At 41.6% G+C, this 19,226-nt stretch carries 8 protein-coding genes; 5 read left to right on the plus strand and 3 right to left on the minus strand.

Annotated features, from left to right (window positions below; translation table 11 throughout):
• Nucleotides 1-2 precede the first annotated feature (2 nt).
• Together AB5217_RS02465 and AB5217_RS02470 are read right to left on the minus strand one after the other, a co-directional pair.
• Nucleotides 3-3,182 carry an efflux RND transporter permease subunit gene (locus AB5217_RS02465; RefSeq protein WP_032847007.1) on the minus strand — a complete coding sequence of 1,060 codons (3,180 nt, stop codon included), beginning with the start codon at nucleotides 3,180-3,182 and terminating at the stop codon, nucleotides 3-5.
• Between the two features lie 14 nt (nucleotides 3,183-3,196).
• Nucleotides 3,197-4,303, minus strand: coding sequence for an efflux RND transporter periplasmic adaptor subunit (locus tag AB5217_RS02470; protein ID WP_032847006.1), 1,107 nt, complete (start codon nucleotides 4,301-4,303; stop codon nucleotides 3,197-3,199).
• A 223-nt stretch (nucleotides 4,304-4,526) separates the two neighbouring features.
• Between AB5217_RS02470 and AB5217_RS02475 the strand changes: the two genes are divergently transcribed.
• On the plus strand, nucleotides 4,527-5,438 hold the full coding sequence (locus tag AB5217_RS02475) for a helix-turn-helix domain-containing protein (RefSeq protein WP_032847005.1): 912 nt from the start codon (nucleotides 4,527-4,529) through the stop codon (nucleotides 5,436-5,438).
• A 538-nt stretch (nucleotides 5,439-5,976) separates the two neighbouring features.
• On the opposite strand, the gene AB5217_RS02480 is transcribed toward AB5217_RS02475, so the two are convergent.
• Entirely contained in the window at nucleotides 5,977-9,945 is a 3,969-nt protein-coding gene (locus AB5217_RS02480; RefSeq protein ID WP_032847024.1) for a hybrid sensor histidine kinase/response regulator transcription factor, read from the minus strand.
• Nucleotides 9,946-10,329: 384 nt separating this feature from the next.
• Here AB5217_RS02480 and AB5217_RS02485 point away from each other — a divergent pair, with 384 nt between their 5' ends.
• From AB5217_RS02485 to AB5217_RS02500, 4 genes are read left to right on the plus strand one after another with little or no spacing between them, the layout of a single operon-like run.
• Nucleotides 10,330-13,551, plus strand: coding sequence for a SusC/RagA family TonB-linked outer membrane protein (locus AB5217_RS02485; RefSeq protein ID WP_168169385.1), 3,222 nt, complete (start codon nucleotides 10,330-10,332; stop codon nucleotides 13,549-13,551).
• Nucleotides 13,552-13,585: 34 nt separating this feature from the next.
• Nucleotides 13,586-15,388 (plus strand): RagB/SusD family nutrient uptake outer membrane protein, encoded by a 1,803-nt coding sequence (locus AB5217_RS02490; RefSeq protein WP_032845862.1) that lies wholly within the window; start codon nucleotides 13,586-13,588, stop codon nucleotides 15,386-15,388.
• An 11-nt stretch (nucleotides 15,389-15,399) separates the two neighbouring features.
• Complete coding sequence (locus AB5217_RS02495) at nucleotides 15,400-17,226, plus strand: heparinase II/III family protein (protein ID WP_032845872.1); 1,827 nt, start codon at nucleotides 15,400-15,402, stop codon at nucleotides 17,224-17,226.
• 4 nt (nucleotides 17,227-17,230) lie between these two features.
• Nucleotides 17,231-19,216: a heparinase II/III family protein gene (locus AB5217_RS02500; RefSeq protein ID WP_032845870.1), complete on the plus strand. Its 1,986-nt coding sequence runs from the start codon at nucleotides 17,231-17,233 to the stop codon at nucleotides 19,214-19,216.
• The last annotated feature ends 10 nt before the right edge of the window (nucleotides 19,217-19,226 follow it).

A 19,226-nucleotide genomic window follows, 5' to 3' on the forward strand; every position in this document is an offset into this window, starting at 1 on the left:
ATTTATTTACGTTCGCGTTCAACTTCACTCTTTTCTTTCTCTAAAAGCACCTGCACATCTGGTTCCTCTTCCATCGGTTTGCGGATTTTCTCCTGCAAAAACTCAAAGATGATGTAGAAAACCGGAACGACAAAGAGCAATGCCAGTGTCCCGACAGCCATACCGCCCACAACACCCGTACCCAGCGAACTGTTGCCATTGGCACCTGCACCGGAGGAAAACATCAGCGGAAGCATACCGAAGATCATCGTCAACACCGTCATCAGGATAGGACGCAAGCGGACTTGTGCGGCAGAGTAGGCAGACTCCACGATACCCATTCCCTTGCGGCGACGTTCTATGGCGTACTCCGTAATCAGAATGTCCGTCTTAGCCAGCAAACCGATCAACATAATCACACCCGTCTGCAGATAGATATTATTCTCCAACCCGAGTATTTTGGCGAAAAGGAACGATCCCATCAGCCCGAACGGCACGGAGAAGATAACAGCAAACGGTATGAGGAAACTCTCATAAAGACAGGCCAGAATCAGATAGATAAGGAAGATACAGATGGCGTAAATGAAAACCGTCTGCGCACCACCGCTACTTGCTTCTTCGCGTGCCATACCACCATATTCATATCCGTAGCCTGCCGGCAAAGACTGTGCAGCCACTTCTTCAATCACTTTCTGCACCTCGCCGGAGGAGTAACCGTCGGCAGGATTCACATTGGCGGTGATGGTGCTGTAAAGATTGAAACGGTTGGCCGTTTCCGGTCCCAGCACTTGTTTCAGCGTCACGAACTGGCTCACCGGAGCCATCTGCGTACCATTGCGTACAAACATATTATTCAGTGCCTGCTCGTCGAGGCGGTATTCAGGCGAAGCCTGCATCATCACACGATATACTTTACCATACTGGTTATAGTTGGAAATATACGCGCCACCGCAATAACTGCCCACCGCATCGAGCACCGCACTCGGCGAAATTCCTGCACGCTTACATTTGGCAGCGTCCACTTCCACCGATATCTGCGGGAAGTTGATAGCATACGATGTATAAGCCATCGCTACCTCCGGACGCTCGTTCAGAGCACCAAGGAACTGTATAGCCGCTTCATAGAACGTAGCCAATTCTCCACCCGTCATGTCCTGAAGGTTCAGTTCGAGGGAATTACCCATACCGTAACCCGGAATCATGGCAGGCTGGAAGCTGAATACCTGCGCTTCCTTTATCGCCTGGAATTGTCCGTTGAGGCGTGACACCACAGCATCCGAGCTATGCTCCTTGCCCTTTCGTTCGCTCCAGTCTTTCAGGCGGATAATGATCGTACCGTACGAAGTTCCCTGACCGGATATCAGTCCATATCCTGCTACGCGGGCGTAGTGTTCTATTTCGGGCGTATCTTTCAGGATATTTTCCAGGCGGTCCATCACTTTCGTGGTTTCTTCGAGCGTGCTTCCCGGTGAAATGCTGACATTCACCATAATGACACCCTGGTCTTCCTGCGGCACAAGTCCCGTTTTAGTGGTACTCATCAGGTAAACCAGCAAAGCAACGGCAACAGCCAGTGAAGTCCACACCATCCAGCGATGGCGGATGAAGAACATCACACCTCTCTTATATTTACCCAATACGGCATTGAACGAAGCATTGTAAGCTGCACGTACCCGTCCGTTGATGCTCTTGGCGCTCTTGGTTCCGTCCGACGGACGCATCATGATGGCGCACAAAGCGGGACAGAGCGTCAAAGCCGAAATCATCGAAATACCTACGGCAGTTGCCATCGTGATACCGAATTGTGTATAGAACACGCCCGAAGTACCTCCCATGAAGGTTACAGGAATAAACACAGCCATAAATACACAGGTACAGGAGACAATAGCCATCGTCACGTCGCCCATTGCATCTTTCGTGGCAAGATAGGCAGACTTATATCCGGCATCGAACTTGGATTGCACGGCCTCCACCACCACAATGGCATCATCCACCACCGTACCGATGGCAAGCACCAGTGCAAACAGCGTCAGGATGTTCAGACTGAAACCCGCAGCCACCAGACAGGCAAACGTACCCACCAACGACACAATGATAGAGATGGAGGGAATCAGCGTACTCTTCAGATCCTGCAAGAAGAAATAGACCACGAGGATGACCAGAATGATGGCAATAATCAGCGTCTCCACCACATTGTGTATGGAAGCGAAAAGGAAGTCATTCGAACTCATCATCGTGACGAACTCCGTTCCTTCCGGCAGATTCTTCTCCATCCGTTCTATCTGCGTAGTGATTTCTTTGTTGACAGCGGTGGCATTGGAACCGGCTGTCTGGAATATCATATAAAGAACGGCAGGCTGACTGTCCATCTCACTGCGGAAACTATACGTCATCGTACCCAGTTCCACCTCTGCCACATCTTGCAGGCGAAGTATCGAACCGTCTTCCCGCGAACGGACAACCGTGTTCCGGAATTCTTCCACGCTTTTGAGGCGTCCGCGATATTTCATCGTAAACTGGAAAACATTCTTCGAGCTTTCGCCCAGTGAACCGGTAGGAGCTTCAATGTTCTGCTCACCCAATATGGCGGTAATGTCCGACGGAACCAGTCCGTATTGCGCCATCCGTTCCGGTTTCAGCCAGATACGCATACTGTATGTATCGCCCAACTCCATCACGTCTCCCACTCCCTCGATACGTTTAATCTGCGGAATAACGTTGATGTCCAGATAATTGGCGAGGAACGTCTGATCGTATCGACCGTCCGTGCAGACCAAAGCGCCAATCTGCAAGAAGCTGGTCTGCCGCTTCATCGTGCTGACGCCGACTTTCGTTACTTCAGCCGGAAGCAATCCCTGCGCTTTCGCCACACGGTTCTGCACGTTGACTGCCGCCATATCGGGGTCTGTGCCCTGCTTGAAATAAACCTGTATAATAGCCAAACCTGCATTGGAAGCACTGGAACTGATATACATCATGTCTTCCACACCGTTGATACTCTCCTCCAGTGGCATGATGACACTGTTCATCACTGCCTCGGCATCGGCCCCCGTATAACTGGCAGTTACGTATACCGTCGGAGGTGCAATGTCAGGATATTGCTCCACCGGCAGCGTGAAGAGCGAAATAAGCCCTATAGCCAGAATCAGTACGGAGATGGAGATAGCCATCACCGGCCGTTTTATAAATATATTTCCTTTCATAATCAGTCTCCTTCTTATTTAACTTGCATGCCTTCGCGCACCAGTCCGGCGCCTTCCGATACAATTTCATCACCTGCTTTCAGTCCGTCCAGCACCACATATTCGCGTCCGTCATTGTTTGCGGCCACTGTTATCAGGGTAGATACAGCCTTTCCGTCCACTACCTTATATACAATCGTCTTATCCTGCATCCGCACGGTGGCCGTCTGCGGAATAGCAATACAGTCTTTATAAATGCTCGGCACTACCACCGTGCCCGATGCTCCGCTATGAAGCAACCGCGATTCGTTGGGAAACACCACGCGCGCCACCACAGTACCCGTTTGCCGGTCGATGACGCCGCTGATGGATTCGATGATACCTTTCTTATCATAAACCGAATTATCATTGAGGCGCAGTTCCACTTCCGGCATGTTCTTCAACGCTTCGTCCATGTCGCCATACTGGCGGGTGAGGGAAAGCAACTGATTCTCGGTCATGGAGAAATAGACATACATATCCGAATTGTCGCTGACCGTAGTAAGCGGATAGGGCATATTGGCACTTACCAATGCGCCTGCACGATAAGGCAATGCACCGACAACTCCGTCACTGGGACTTTTCACTTCGGTATAAGAGAGATTGTTGCGGGCACTGATCTCTTGTGCTTCGGCCTGCGACAGTTGAGCTTTGGCGGTGAGATAAGAATTCTCGGCCGTTTTCAGGCTGAATTCCGAAACTACTTTCTGCGCATACAGTTCTTTGTTGCTCTTGTAGGTCAGTTCGGCAGTACCCAGTGCGGCACGTGCTGCTTCCATATTGGCAATGGCGGTTTTGAGTGCGGCCTTGTAAGGAACTTGGTCGATAATGAAAAGCGATTGCCCGCGGCGCACTTTCTGTCCTTCGGTCACACAGAGTTTCTCAATCGTTCCCGACACCTGCGGATAGATATCAATATCCTGCCGCCCACGTATGCTCGCCGAATAGGAAGAAGAAAATTCCTTATCCACCGCTTCTATCTGCATTACTGCATAAGAAGAAGATTTCACTCCCGCATCCGATGCTTGCTTGCAAGATGCCATCCACACTGTACAACCGACAATCCCTATCAGCCGTATCCATTTTTTGCTTACTGTAATCATACTTTCTCTTTTGGTCTTTTGTTAAATCCTGGACAAAAGTAGGAGAAAAGAACAAGGCAAGAGTGACCAATTTCCCTCCATAAATGTCCTATTTTCGCCATTTACGTTTATTATAGCTAACTATTTGGCAATAAACGACATATCAAACAAATCTGAAGAAGTATGGGACATTCTGTTTTCCCGATTATTCGCCAACTTTGCAAAAAGTAAAAAAGGAAAGAACATGGAAAAAGAGAACATTATTACGGTGGATATAGAGGATTTTAAGGACAGTCAGCACGTCCTTGATTATATCGATGATGACTTTGCGATAGTCAACAGTCTGGAGGGGACTCCTTATAGTAATGATACAATCAAACTGAATTGTTTTCTCATCGCGGTTTGTATAGAAGGGTGCATCCAATTAGACGTCAACTACCGGACCTATAAGTTGCAGGCGGGCGAGCTGCTGCTCGGTCTGCCCAATACGATTATCAGCCATACGATGCTTAGTCCTAAATATAAAGTCAGGCTTGCCGGATTCTCTACCCGTTTCCTGCAACGTATTATTAAAATGGAAAAGGAAACGTGGAATACTGCCATTCATATCCACAACAATCCGGTGAAGTCGGTTGGCAACGGGGAGGATAAAACTTTCTTCGGATTCTACCGGGATTTAATTATAGCCAAGATAAACGATGAGCCTCATTGCTACCACAAAGAAGTGATGCAATATCTCTTTTCCGCTATCTTTTGCGAAATGCTGGGACAGCTTCACAAGGAAATGGAAGCTACCGGCAATACGGAGGGTTCGAAAGAAGGTATCAAACAGGTGAATTACATTTTGCGGAAGTTCATGGAACTGTTATCGAAGGACAAGGGGATGCACCGTTCGGTGAGCTATTTTGCCAACGAGCTTTGCTACACTCCGAAGCATTTCTCGAAAGTCATCAAGCAGGCGTGTGGCAGGACTCCGTTGGATTTGATTAACGAAACTACCGTGGAGCATATCAAATACCGATTAAAACGTTCGGAAAAGTCTATCAAGGAAATTGCCGAAGAGTTCAACTTCCCCAATCAGTCCTTTTTCGGGAAATACGTAAAAGCGCATTTGGGAACATCACCGGCCAATTATCGGAACAGAAAAGAAGAATGACATTGATCGCTGAAAAAAGTGCCAACATGAAGAATTGCATATTTTACTTGTCCTGCTCTTCATCATTCGAGCCGTTTCCTTGCACTTCATGAAAAACGCCCGCCATTTAGAGTTACAGATTTCGCAAATAACATAAGATAGGTACTATTAGCAAACAAGTTGCAATAAAAGTAGCCAATCAAAAGTACAAATAGCTATCATCTCACAAGAAATGCAGCAGATTGCTATTTATAAATAAGCAATAGAAAAAGACAAAATAGCGCTAAATACCCTCTTCAAAAGCCTAGTTCCGCTTCCTTTAAAAGGAACCAACGGTTTGTTTATACCAAAGAGAGCGTTTGTTTTAAACAAACCGAAGCTTTGATTACACCAAACCGATGGTTTAGTGACGCCATATATTGCATATTTCAAGGAAATAAATACAATATAAAAAGAAAAAACGCATATTCTTGCAATTGTTCATGCAGTTTATTTTCTGTTTGGCCCTTTTCTTTCTTTCCTTTTTCCGTGAATATCTTAAAAACAGAACAGATTTAATTCAACTACCTTTCATATAATCTTTCGGTAATACTCCAAATTGTTTCTGAAAACAACGAGCAAAATAAGAATGATTGCTGAAACCTACCAGATAACAGACTTCATTCACTCGATATTTCCCCTCTTTCAAGAACTGTGCGGCCGACTTCAATCGGACAAGCCGTATGTAATCAATAGGAGGAAGTCCCGTAACTCCCTTCAATTTACGTTGCAAATTAGAACGACTCAAAGCCATTTCTGAAGCAAGTATGTCAACCGTAAAACTTTCATTCGTAAAATTGCGGATAATAATCTCATTAACTTGTTCAAGCCACTCAAGATCAGAACGTTTAATTTCTCCTTGACCATACTCCAAATTAGACATACTGGCAAAACGCTCAAACAGAACCTTTCTGTTTTTCAGAAGATTATCTATTGTTGCCTTGATATGACTTAAAGAAAAAGGTTTATCAATATAGGCGTCTGCTCCGTAATCCAATCCTGTTATCTTTGAATTAACCGAGCTTTGTGCTGATAACAATATAAATGGAATATGACACAACATCTTATCCGCACGAACTGCATTCAACAATTCAAAACCATCCATCTCGGGCATTACAATATCGCTAATAATAATATCAATAGTGTTGTTATGTAATATTTTTAATGCTTCTTTTCCATTTGTTGCTCCCAAAACATTGTAATTATACCCTAGATTTTTCAATAAAAATTCCAGCATATCATGTGTATCCTCTACAATAAGAAGATTACATTCGTATATTTCAAAATGCCCATAAAATTCATGTTCATTCCGATTATCGGCCAACTTGGTTACGCTAACCTCCGCTTTAGGTAAATGTATCGTAAGCAGAAACCCGCCTTGACTACTTTTACCAACAGATATTTTACCTCCAAGCTTATCTACCAGCAATTTTACAAGACTCAACCCTATTCCAAAACCTGTCTCTGCCGAGTTGTTATTTCCAGAACGATAGAATGGTTCAAAAATCTTAGCAGCTTCGGTTTCCGTCACTCCCGGGCCATCATCACCGACAGAAATTTCAAGCATTACAGCATCTTCCACAACAGCTTCACCAGCAGAAACCCAAATTTCATTACGCGCATATTTGAAAGCATTGGTCAGCAAATTGCTGACTATTTTTGTCAGAGCCTCAGCATCTACATTATATATCAGATGCTCTTGTGCAAACTTCGTCTGAATAGTAACAGATGATGAAAATGAAGTAAATCTCCTGATGATATCTTTCATAAAAGAATTAATATCCACCTCGCTATATGACAATTTATAGCCTTCTTGATCCACTTTACGGAAATTCAACAACTGCTTGATCAATTCGAGTAATCGGTTTGTATTTTGCCGGATGATAGAAAGATTAGCTTCAGTCTCCTCACTCCATGTGCCAGATTCAAAAATGGCCTCCAACGGAGCCTTTATCAAGCTGACCGGAGTTTTTATCTCATGTGCAACATGAGTAAAAAACTGAATTTTAGATCGATACATCTCCTGCTCCATCATCAGCTCCATATCCTTTTTCTCACGTTCACGCTTTTCACTTTGCTTTTTAGAGTACCTAAGTAGAAGTAAATAAGCAGAAAATAAAAGTAAAAAGACATAAACGATTTTAGCTGATATAGTTTTCCAAAAGGGAGCCTCTATATGTAGGTTTATGAAACAAGGATTATCACTCCACACCCCATCATTATTTGCTGCCTTCACCATAAATTTATATGTGCCTGAAGGTAGATCCATGAAAGTCACCGAGTGTTTATCCGTATAAACCCAGTCATCATGCACCTGATCTATTTTATAGGCATAACGATTTTTAGAAGGAGCTACAAAACTCAGGCATTCATATTCTATCTCAAAAGAAGAAATATGATAATCAACGGTAAATTCACTCTGCCTACTGATATTTATTTTATGCGTTCCTGCACTCCCACTACTATCATGCAAATTAATAGAAGAAATTACTGCAGTGGGCTTGACCGTGTTTGTATATAACTTATCCGGATAAAAACAATTAAATCCTTCCACTCCTCCAAAATAAAACAGTCCATTACTGGCCTTTAGAGATGAACGAAAATTAAATAAATTACTCTGCAAACCATCTTCATGAGTATATAGCTTCGACCCTTCCGTGAGTGGGTTATACTTTATGATTCCATAGTTGGATGACAACCATAAATTACCATCCTTATCATCCAGTATCCCATATATAACGTGGCTATACAACTTCTTTCGATAATTATAATTCACAAAAGAATCGGAATCATAATCATAACGGGATATTCCACCTCCTTCCGTACAAAACCACAGTTGCCCGATACGGTCTATATAAACCCGAACTACACGATTATTACTCAAAGAGCCTGAATCGGACACTGAATGCTTGTAATTCTTGAATCCTCCTGTTCTCCGATCATAACGCCATATCCCATCTCCTTTGGTGGCAATCCATAGTATACCCGCACTGTCCTCCAACATATCATATACAAACACATCCTTCAACTTTTCAAAACGATGAAACTTGTTTATTTCCGGTAAAAACTGACAAAACCCTCCCATTGTACCAACAAAGATTTCTCCGCGTCTGTTTTTATATAACGAATAAATATGATTATGAGGAATGGAATTAGAATCATTCATATTATATAGATAGTTTTTCACTACAGAACGCGTTTTCAGATTCATGATATCAATACCCCGGGAAAAAGTTCCTATCCATAGCTGATGATCGTCCAGTAATAAAGCATGTATATTATTATGGCTGACATTTGTAGAAGAACCATTTGCCATATAACGTGTAAACTCTTCAGTACGCGGATTAAAATAGTTCAAACCACCATTCTCTGTAGCAATCCATAAATTTCCCTCAGAGTCTTCACTAAACTGGCTAACCGCATTTCCGGATAATGAGTTTTGTTTATGTTTTTCATAATACCATTTGATATAATTACTTTGCGGTGATATATAATATACCCCATCAAAATAAGTACCCACCCATACTCCACCTTCGCGATCACGACTGAATGAATAAATACACTTTGAACCGAACGCCTCCAATTTGTGAATAGTTTTCTCTTTCTGACGAAATAGAAATAACCCATCTTCTGTTCCTATAAAAAACACATTCGAGCTATATTGGAAAAGAGCCCGAATCCAAGTATTGTTTTGATAGGTCGCTACTACAGGATAAGCGCTAAAAGAACCATCCGATCTGTCCAGATGTAACAATCCATCATATCTGGTGCCTATCCAAATTTCACCATCAGCTGTTTCCATCAAAGTGCTTATTTCAAATGGGTGAGAAACCTTTGTAAGACGAGGCAGGCGATATACTGCAAAATTATCCGAAGCTTTTTTATATCTCGCCAATCCCTGACGAGTCCCGAACCATAAAGTTCCCGAAGAATCTTTAAACACTGAGATTACCTGATTATCAGGGATAGAAGTCGGTTCTACCTGCGATTTCACATATCTTCGTAGCTGCCCTTTCTTTTCATTATATACAAATAATCCTCTCGAAGTACCAATCCATAATCGTCCGTCATCATCATAGCACAAATCGTTCACAGTACCCACAACACTAACTCCCAGGTCTGTTTTCTCACCAAATAGTGTGAAATCTTTAGATTGAGTATTGAAAAGATAGAGCCCGTCTGTAGTAGCTGTCCAAATATTGACTCGGTCGATATGCGGATAAAGCTTCAAGACATTAATTAATGTATTATTTGATGAATCTACAGAATCAGCAAATTTAGTAAATTCAGTCCCATTACAACGGTTTATTCCATCTTTCGTTCCCAGCCATATATATCCGGTTGAATCTTGCATGATGGTCCTCACCGTATTATCAGACAATCCGGTCTTAACATCATATTTTCTCATAACAGAAAAAGTCTGGCCACAAAGAAAATCAGCTTGTGCAATCGTAATGACCAGCACTAATATACGAAATAAATGATTCATTGTGCAACATTTATGATATACGCAAATATAGAATTTATTTTCATTCATCACCCCCCCCGTCACAAAAATATGACTAATTCGGAGCCTTATTTGACTAACTTGAGCTATTTTATGTTTTAGCCTTTTCACTTCATTACTAAAATTGGTATTATTTTCCTCATCCGGACTATTGATATTGCAATATACCATCTATTTTTGCAGTAACCATCATTTAGTTCTCTGATATTTTCTAATATACCAGCTATACTTCTTAATTATATGTCCGGACAAGTTATTTGACGTATAGCGATTGAACTGAAAATATTTAGAGCATTATTGAAAGGAATATTTCTAATTAAAAACCATTTGTTCTATATGTATTATATGAAAAAACACATTCTATTTATGGCTATATTCGCTTTACATTGCCTGACAATGTCTGCCCAGCAAATAAAAATCTCGGGAAAAGTCACCGACGAAAGTAACTATCCTTTGCCCGGAGCTACCGTTTCCATTTTGGAATCGGGCAATGGAACCTCTACAAATCTGGAAGGAGAGTATTCCATTCAAGTCATGCCGGGAACCAAACTTCAATTCAGTTATATCGGTTATGTATCCCAAACAATACTCGTGGATAATAAAACGATACTAAATGTGACTCTACTTCCTAAATCAGAATCACTTGAAGAAGTAGTCGTAGTAGGATACGGCGTTCAGAAAAAGGCAAATCTAACAGGTTCAGTATCAACAGTAAACTTTAATCAGGAAATGTCAAGCCGCCCTATAGCCAACGCTTCTAGTGCAATGGCAGGACTTTCGGCAGGTGTCCAAGTGCAACAAAGTTCCGGAAAGCCCGGTTCAAATGGAGCAACTATCAGGATTCGTGGTACCGGAACATTGAACTCTAATAATCCATTAGTACTTGTAGATGGTATCGAATGGGACATGAACAATGTGAATACGGAAGATATTGCCAGTATCACTGTACTGAAAGATGCAGCTTCGGCAGCAATCTATGGCTCACGTGCAGCCAATGGAGTGATTCTTGTAACTACCAAGAAAGGACAGGGAAAAACCAGAGTAAACTATTCGTTCTATGGCTCTATAGAGACTCCTCAAAACAAACTCTCATTAGTCAGTGACTATGCCAGACACATGGAACTTATCAACGAGGGTGCAGAAAATGTAGGAAAAGCTCATATTTTTGAACAATCAACCATAGATAAATGGCGTGAAGCCCAAAATAATCCCAATGGGACTAATGAATTCGGGATACCTAATTACATGGCCTATCCTAATACAGACTGGTTTAATGAAATCATGGGATCGGGATTCTCACAAAAACATAATCTATCTATTTCAGGAAGTAATGACAAGGTAAACTACTTTTTATCTTTAGGATATCAAGATATAGATGGAGTCATGAACCAAAAAGGAACAGACTCCGGATTCCAGCAGTTCCAATTCCGAACGAACATCGAAATAAAAATTAATAAATGGTTTTCCGTTGGTACCCGTCTCAATGGATTAAAACAAGATATAGGCCTTGCCAATATCAGCCGCGGATTTGAATATCTTTATAAAACAACTCCCGGAGTCTATCCGGGAGAAAATGATAAATGGGGGCTACCAGCGGCAACAGAAGAATCCACTAATGCCAATAACATATTCGAAAAAATGAGACGCTGTGGATATGATAAAATGTTTCGCGGAAATTTCACACTCTTCGGCAGTATTCGCCCGATGAAAGGATTATCCATCGAAGCAAGCTATAACTATGCTCCTGATTGGGGAGATTATGCCACATGGGGAGCTCCAAACGGTACATGGGATTACGTAAAAAACATACGTGCCAATGAAAGTGCCTTAGAAAATGCAAGCATTAATAACAAATCATTTAAAAGACGTAGAGAAAACTCCGAAATTCTGATACGCTATAACACAACCCTTTCCCACGATCATGAAATAAGCGCATTGGGTGGATTCACGACTTCCTACTATAATGAAAATTATTTCGACGTAACACGAAAAGGTATGTCAGACTGGAGCCTAACTCAACTTAAAACAGCAACAGAACTCGTTTCCAGCGACAGTAATGAAACAGACTGGGCTCTGATTTCTTATTTCGGACGTCTTAATTACGCCTTCAAAGGGCGCTATCTATTTGAAGCAAATGTCCGTTATGATGGTTCGTCGCGGTTCGCCCCGGAAAGTCGTTGGGGAGTTTTCCCATCTTTCTCTGCTGGTTGGAGAATAAATGAAGAAAAATTCATGAGTTTTGCACAAGATTATCTTTCTAATTTAAAAATTCGTGCCTCTTGGGGAAAACTTGGAAATAACGCATCAGGAAACTATGACTGGCAAGCCAATTATAGTACTAATAAAGTAGTTATCAACTCTTCACCTACCACAGGACTGGCTATCAGTAAACTTGGAAACAGTTTTCTTGAGTGGGAATCTACAACCACCACCAATGTTGGAATCGACTTAGGTTTCTTCAACAACAGACTGACAGGAGAATTCGACTGGTATAATAAAATGACCACGGGAATACTATTCACTCCATCCATTCCCCTATCCATGGGTAAAGTCACCGGTTCTACAGAAAATATAGCAGAAGTACGTAACCGCGGTGTAGAATTGACTTTAGGATGGCAAGATAATATCAAAGATTTTACATACCGTATAGAAGGTAACTTCTCTTACAATCAAAACAAGGTAATGAAATATAAAGGAGAACTTGCCAGATACTGGGAATATGATAATGCCGGAAACCCTACGAGATTCGTCAGTAATTACGGGGATGTAGCACAAAGCGGTTTTGGAGGTGTCATCGTTGAAAATAGGATGTTAGGAGAAATGTATTTGAGACAACCTTATCGTGGTAATGGTTCATACTCCGAAGGAAAACCTGACATCAATGCTGGACCAGTCGACGGTATGATTCGTACAGAATCTGATATGGCCTGGGTAAAAGCCATGATAGCTGATGGATATAAGTTTAATGGAGTAACCAAGGTGGCAAAAGATCAATTATGGTATGGCGACTTGATTTATGCAGATGCTAACGGAGACGGCAATTATGGTGATACCAATGATATGAACTTTACCGGAACCTCTACCCAGCCCCGTTATAACTTTGGTCTCAATCTTTCAGTGGCCTACAAAGGTTTTGATTTCTATATGCTATGGGCTGGTAGTGCAGGATTCGATCTTTATTGGAACCATTCTTCCTACAATGGTACTCGAACTGAAAATGGATTTGGAATCAGCCAGCGTGTAGCGGACAATCATTACTTTTATAACCCGGAAAATCCATCTGACTCCAGAACAAATATAACTGCAAAGTATCCACGAATCACAGACCAGACACAACGTGATAATGGTACCAGCAGTGTTTTTTGGAAGTATAAAGGTGATTATGTCAAACTAAAGAACATTCAGATAGGATATACAATTCCCGTGAAATGGACCAGAAAATTCATGGTAGAGAAACTACGTTTTTATTTTTCCGGAGAAAATCTGTTAACCATAACAAGCTATCCGGGACTCGATCCAGAAATGGGTACTTCAATAACTTATCCATTAACCAGACAGTTTGCATTCGGTGCACAACTATCATTTTAATTCATCGATTACTCATATAACAAATAAATGAATTATGAAAAAAGTAATAATATTCTGCCTGACAATCTGTAGCATCCTTCAGGGATGTACTTATATGCTCGACACAACTCCGTACGATCAAATAGCCACGGGTAACATGTGGACAAGTGAAGAGCTGGCAGACAAAGGAGTTGCCGGTATTTATGACGTACTATACAACAGAAGCCTCCTAGTCCTTAACCCTGAAAAGTCGGAAGTAACAGGTATCAATAAACTGGGAATAGAATCAATGGGATTCTGCTCCGGATACTATTCAAGCATCGCCCTGCTAACTTCAACCGCCCCAAGCGCCGGATATGCCTATATTTCACGTGAGTGGCAATTTGGCTATGAAGGAATCCATCGATGCAACGATGCTATTGCCAACTTACATAAAGCCGGACTTTCAGAGGAAAAGCTGGAACGCCTAATGTGTGAATCCAAATTTATGCGAGCTTTCTTTTATTACCGGCTTAATATGTTCTTTCAAGGAGTCCCCATCTATCTGGAACCCATTAACAGTAGTGAAGCCACACGGGGAAAGTCTTCCGCCGATGATGTCTGGAAAATTTGTTTAGATGACCTCACTGCATGTATTCAAAGCCCGCATTTAGGTAATAACACGCTGAAAGAAAATTATGGAAGACCTTCCAAAGGAGCGGCTTATGCTTTAAGAGGGATGATATATATGTGGAAGAAAGAATATGATTCAGCTATTAAAGATTTTGAAGAAGTTAAAAAGTGTGGTTATGACTTATGGGAGGGAAAATATATCGACTTCTTTAAGTATGAGAATGAAAAAGATAAAGAAATGATACTCCCGTTACAATATGATGAAGCTAGTGGATATTGCGACAATATTCAACTGATGGTCGGCTCACGCGACCACTATGATTGCTGGACGGAATTAATCCCATCAGCCGATTTTGTAGATTACTATCGTAATGCTGATGGATCCGAATTCAAATGGAGTGCCTATCTAACCGGATGGGATGACCTTACCCCGGCTCAAAGAGAAGTTTTTTTCCTACGCAATAATCTAACTTCCAATCAAAGTGCTTATAATGATGCCAAATCACGAATAGGAGCCGAAGTGATGAATAAATATTATCTCGACTCCGGAAATGAAGCACGTATCAAAAAAGCATATGAATCACGTGACCCACGATTACAACAGACCATCATCACTCCTTATTCAAGCACTAATTGCTACAGCCCATACTGGAATAGTGGAGAACCCATGCAAAATAAAGTTCTTAGATGGCCTTATCTGAATCGTGGAGGAAATAATGGAGATATGTGGCATAATCAAAGGAATGCAGGGTACTACATTTATAAAAAGTACAATGAAACAGAGAAAGGCCGTTATATAGAACGACTGCGTTGTCATTGCGATTATCCACTAATTCGTTTTACCGATGTATGGCTGCTTTATGCTGAAGCGCTTAATGAAAAAGATAGATTGGATGAAGCAATTATAGCAGTCAATAAAATCCGTAAACGTGCAGGTATGGGAGATTTAGAAAAAAGGGGTACAGGATATAATTCTGTCTCCGGTAAGGAAGATATGAGAGACAGAATTCGTTATGAGCGACGGGTAGAATTATGTCTCGAGAGTATCAATTATTTCGATGAAATCAGATGGGGTACCTATAAAGAGACCAAGTTTCAAGGTGATTATAGCGGTTTGAAAGCATGGTGGGGAAACATCGTTGGAAGTAAATGGTATTGGAAAGATTATATGACGGTATGGCCTATTCCACTAGTAGAAACCCAAAGAAATCCGAATCTCAAACCTACAGAAGGATGGACGTATTAAATAAAAGCAAAATGAAGCAACTATTAATAATTATATTCATACTTATTGCGGGAGGAGCAAAAGGCTATACGAAAGATTTCGACTATAGCCATATTGCTCCACATCCCCGCCTGTTACTCAAGGAAGGTGAAGAGAGAAATATTCATATAGCTTTGCAAAAAAGCACCGTTTTACAAGCATTCCACAAGCGAATATTAGACTACTGTGATGAAACTCTTAAAGAGGCTCCGGTTAAAAGAATCAAAGAAGGCAAACGGCTTCTGGGAGTTTCGCGCATTGTTCTCAAAAGAGTCTTCTACCTGTCATACGCTTATCGTATGACAGGTGAAAAGGAATACCTCCGGCGAGCCGAAAAAGAAATGCTGGCAGCAGCTTCTTTCATCGATTGGAATCCCAGTCACTTCCTGGATGTAAGCGAAATGAGTATGGGACTGGCCATTGGTTACGACTGGCTATTCAATGAACTGTTACCGGACAGCCGGAAAAAAATCCGGCAGGCTATTGTAGAAAAAGCAATAGAAGCCTCTAAAACAAAACATGCCAGTTTCTACCAATCAAGAACAAACTGGAATCAGGTTTGTAATGGAGGACTTGTATGTAGTGCACTTGCTATCTATGAAGATGAACCAGAAAAAACAAAAGAGATCATTAACAAGGCACTTCAAACAGTACCTCTAGCTTTAGAATGTTATGCTCCCGATGGCGGTTACCCCGAAGGCTTTGGCTATTGGTCTTATGGTACCTCATACCAAGTGATGCTTAATGATGCATTAGAAAGTTCCTTGGGTCATGATGCCGGACTAAGTGATTATCCCGGTTTTCTACAATCAGCCCAATACATTCAATATATGACAGCTCCAACAGGAGATTGTTTCAACTTCTCTGATGCTAGTCCAAAAGCGTATGGAAATATCATGATGTTCTGGTTTGCCCATAAAACTAAAAATCCGTCGCTGCTTTGGCTTGAGAAGAAGTATCTGAATGATGCAAACCTGGAATTTGGTGAATACCTCGAAGAAAGGTTCTTGCCATGCCTACTCATCTTTGCTTCACGCATCGACTTAGACGAAGTAATCAGTCCTAAAGGCAACACGTGGCATAGTATAGGGACAACCCCCGTTTATATTTATCGAAGCGGATGGAACTATAAAACGGATACCTATCTGGGAGTAAAAGGCGGAACAGCTTCTACCTCACATGCCCATATGGATGCCGGATCATTCATTTATGAACAAGCAGGGGTCCGATGGGCCATGGATTTGGGAATGCAGGATTATTACAGTCTTGAAAGTAAAGGGGTAGACTTGTGGAATACAAAACAGTATTCTCAAAGATGGCAAGTATTTCGAATAGGAAGCAGTGCACATAACACACTTACTATCGATGGAAAAAGCCATCAGGTGAATGGCTTTGCCGAGTTAAAAAGTTTCACTGATAATCAAGGGAACAAGGGAGCAAAGGTTAATTTGACTTCAACATTAGGACAAGCTATCAATCAGGCAACACGTACTGTGATTCTCACTCCCGACAATTCATTGGAAATAACAGATTATCTTGAGAACAAAGATACTGTCTCTCTAATTCGATGGACAATGTGTACTCCTACTATTCCTAAAATAGCGGATAACCAAACTATCATGTTAACCCAAGGAAACAAACAGCTTTCACTACAAGTTGACTCTCCGCGAAAGGTGAATCTGCATATTTGGGATAATACTCCACCTCACGACTACGATTATGAAAATCCGGGTACGTGTAGAGTGGGATATGACATTGCCCTAAATCCCAAAGAAAAAATTACAATCAAAGTAAAGTTCAACCTTATTAAAAATGAATAGACACATGAAAAAAATATTATTATATACACTTCTATTATGGGGAGCTATATTCACTTTCGGAAGTTGCGATGTAGATATTCCAGAAATTGAAAAGCCTGTTTTACCAGAGAAAGACTCTTCTTCGCAACCGGATGATGAGGATGATCCTTCAGCTGATCCCAATGGCATATTCGACTATTCCAAAATAGGAGAGCATCCACGATTATTCCTAAACGCCCAAGATTTTGATCACTTGAAACAGGAAATTACAAATAACTCCACACTTAAAATCATTCATGAGATCATCATAAACAGATGCAACAAAGAATTTGTCGGAGCCTCCACTCTCACTTATCAAAAAAGTGGCAAACGACTTCTGACTGTTTCACGTAAAGCACTGGAACGAATTTGCCATCTGGCATACGGATATAGAATGAACAATGATTATACTTATCTGAATCAGGCAGAGAAGGATATTCGTTCGGTATGTTCCTTCCCCGACTGGAATCCAACCCATTATCTGGATATAGGAGAAATGGCTTTAGCCGTTGCAATCGGATTAGACTGGCTATATAATGATCTGCAGCCTGAAACCAGAAAGATGGCTCAAACGGCACTTGAAAACTACGCATTTAAAACTGCTACTGACCCCACTTATTCGAAACAGTTTATTGAAACAACTACAAATTGGAACCAAGTATGCAATGGAGGGTTACTGGCCGCTGCACTCGTTACTTACGAGAAGGACAAAAGCCGTGCTGTTGAAATCATAGAACAAAGCTTTAACAGTAACAAAACCAAAGGCATGACTACCTACGGCACTGACGGGAATTACCCCGAAGGATATATGTATTGGGGATATGGAACTACTTATCAAGTAATATTAATCGCTGCACTGGAAAAGGTGTTCAATACAGATAACGGATTATCCCAAACAAGTGCCGGTTTTTTGAAAACCGCAGAATATATGTTATTCATGGCCGGAACAACTGGAAAATGTTTTAACTACTCGGATTGCACCGAACCCGAAGAACCTAAACTACCTATGTGGTGGTTTGCTAAAAAACAGGGACACAGCTCGTTATTGTTTAATGAACTCAGGCTGCTAAAAAAAGGAGCATATGCCAGCAAATTCGAAGAACGCCGCTTATTGCCTATTATCATGGGATTCATCGATTCCGAGCAAGTAAAAGAAACTATTTCCGCCCCACAAAAAAAGTTATGGTGGGGAGATGGAGATACTCCGGTAGTACTCATTCATACAGACTGGACTTACTCAGACACTGATAAATATTTCGGAATGAAAGGAGGACGTTCAAACACAAGTCATGGTCACATGGATGGCGCAACATTCGTATACGATGCCTATGGAGAACGTTGGGCAATGGATTTAGGTATGCAGGAATATGCTCCTCTCGAAGCTGCGGGTATAGATCTTTGGAACAGCAGCCAAAGTTCTACAAGATGGAGCATATTCCGTCTCAATAACTTCAGTCACAATGTTATTACCATTAATAACAATCAATATCATTATCAAGGAAAAGCTTTTGTACGAACAGATTATATGAAGGCTATCGGGACTAAACTTGGCGCCAAATTCGAGTGCTTTGGAGTAAACAGAAATGGAAATGATTACGATGTCGATGCCCCTGTACGCACCGCCGAATTCATTGATAACGGAGGTGATCTGGAACTGGTTATAAAAGATGAAATCAAAAGCCGTGCAAACAAAACTCCTCTGGTGCGTTGGGCCATGGCTACACCTGCAACAGCAGAAATAATCTCAAACCACTGTATCAAGTTATCACAGAATGGAAAAATCCTGTATCTGACCGTACAAGAACAAAACAATCACCCGTTTACTCTGAAAACATGGCCGGCCTCTACAGACAATAAATATGATGAAGCCAATCCAGGGGTGACAATGGTAGGATTTGAAGCACAAATGAGTGCGAAAGATACAAGGGTATTTACCACTACATTTGCTAAAGAGCCAAAGAATATTAATTAAAAATTCAATC

The sequence above is a fragment of the Bacteroides sp. MSSM.1001136sp1_RTP21357st2_D2_RTP21359_211015 genome (assembly GCF_040913205.1).
Taxonomy (GTDB): domain Bacteria; phylum Bacteroidota; class Bacteroidia; order Bacteroidales; family Bacteroidaceae; genus Bacteroides; species Bacteroides ovatus.

Excerpts from the sequence above, each read along its gene's own strand:
- AB5217_RS02470 (WP_032847006.1), bottom strand. The coding sequence starts at position 4,303 with ATGATTACAGTAAGCAAAAAATGGATACGGCTGATAGGGATTGTCGGT.
- AB5217_RS02490 (WP_032845862.1), top strand. The coding sequence starts at position 13,586 with ATGAAAAAAGTAATAATATTCTGCCTGACAATCTGTAGCATCCTTCAG.
- AB5217_RS02500 (WP_032845870.1), top strand. The coding sequence starts at position 17,231 with ATGAAAAAAATATTATTATATACACTTCTATTATGGGGAGCTATATTC.
- AB5217_RS02480 (WP_032847024.1), bottom strand. The coding sequence starts at position 9,945 with ATGAATCATTTATTTCGTATATTAGTGCTGGTCATTACGATTGCACAA.
- AB5217_RS02465 (WP_032847007.1), bottom strand. The coding sequence starts at position 3,182 with ATGAAAGGAAATATATTTATAAAACGGCCGGTGATGGCTATCTCCATC.
- AB5217_RS02495 (WP_032845872.1), top strand. The coding sequence starts at position 15,400 with ATGAAGCAACTATTAATAATTATATTCATACTTATTGCGGGAGGAGCA.
- AB5217_RS02475 (WP_032847005.1), top strand. The coding sequence starts at position 4,527 with ATGGAAAAAGAGAACATTATTACGGTGGATATAGAGGATTTTAAGGAC.
- AB5217_RS02485 (WP_168169385.1), top strand. The coding sequence starts at position 10,330 with ATGGCTATATTCGCTTTACATTGCCTGACAATGTCTGCCCAGCAAATA.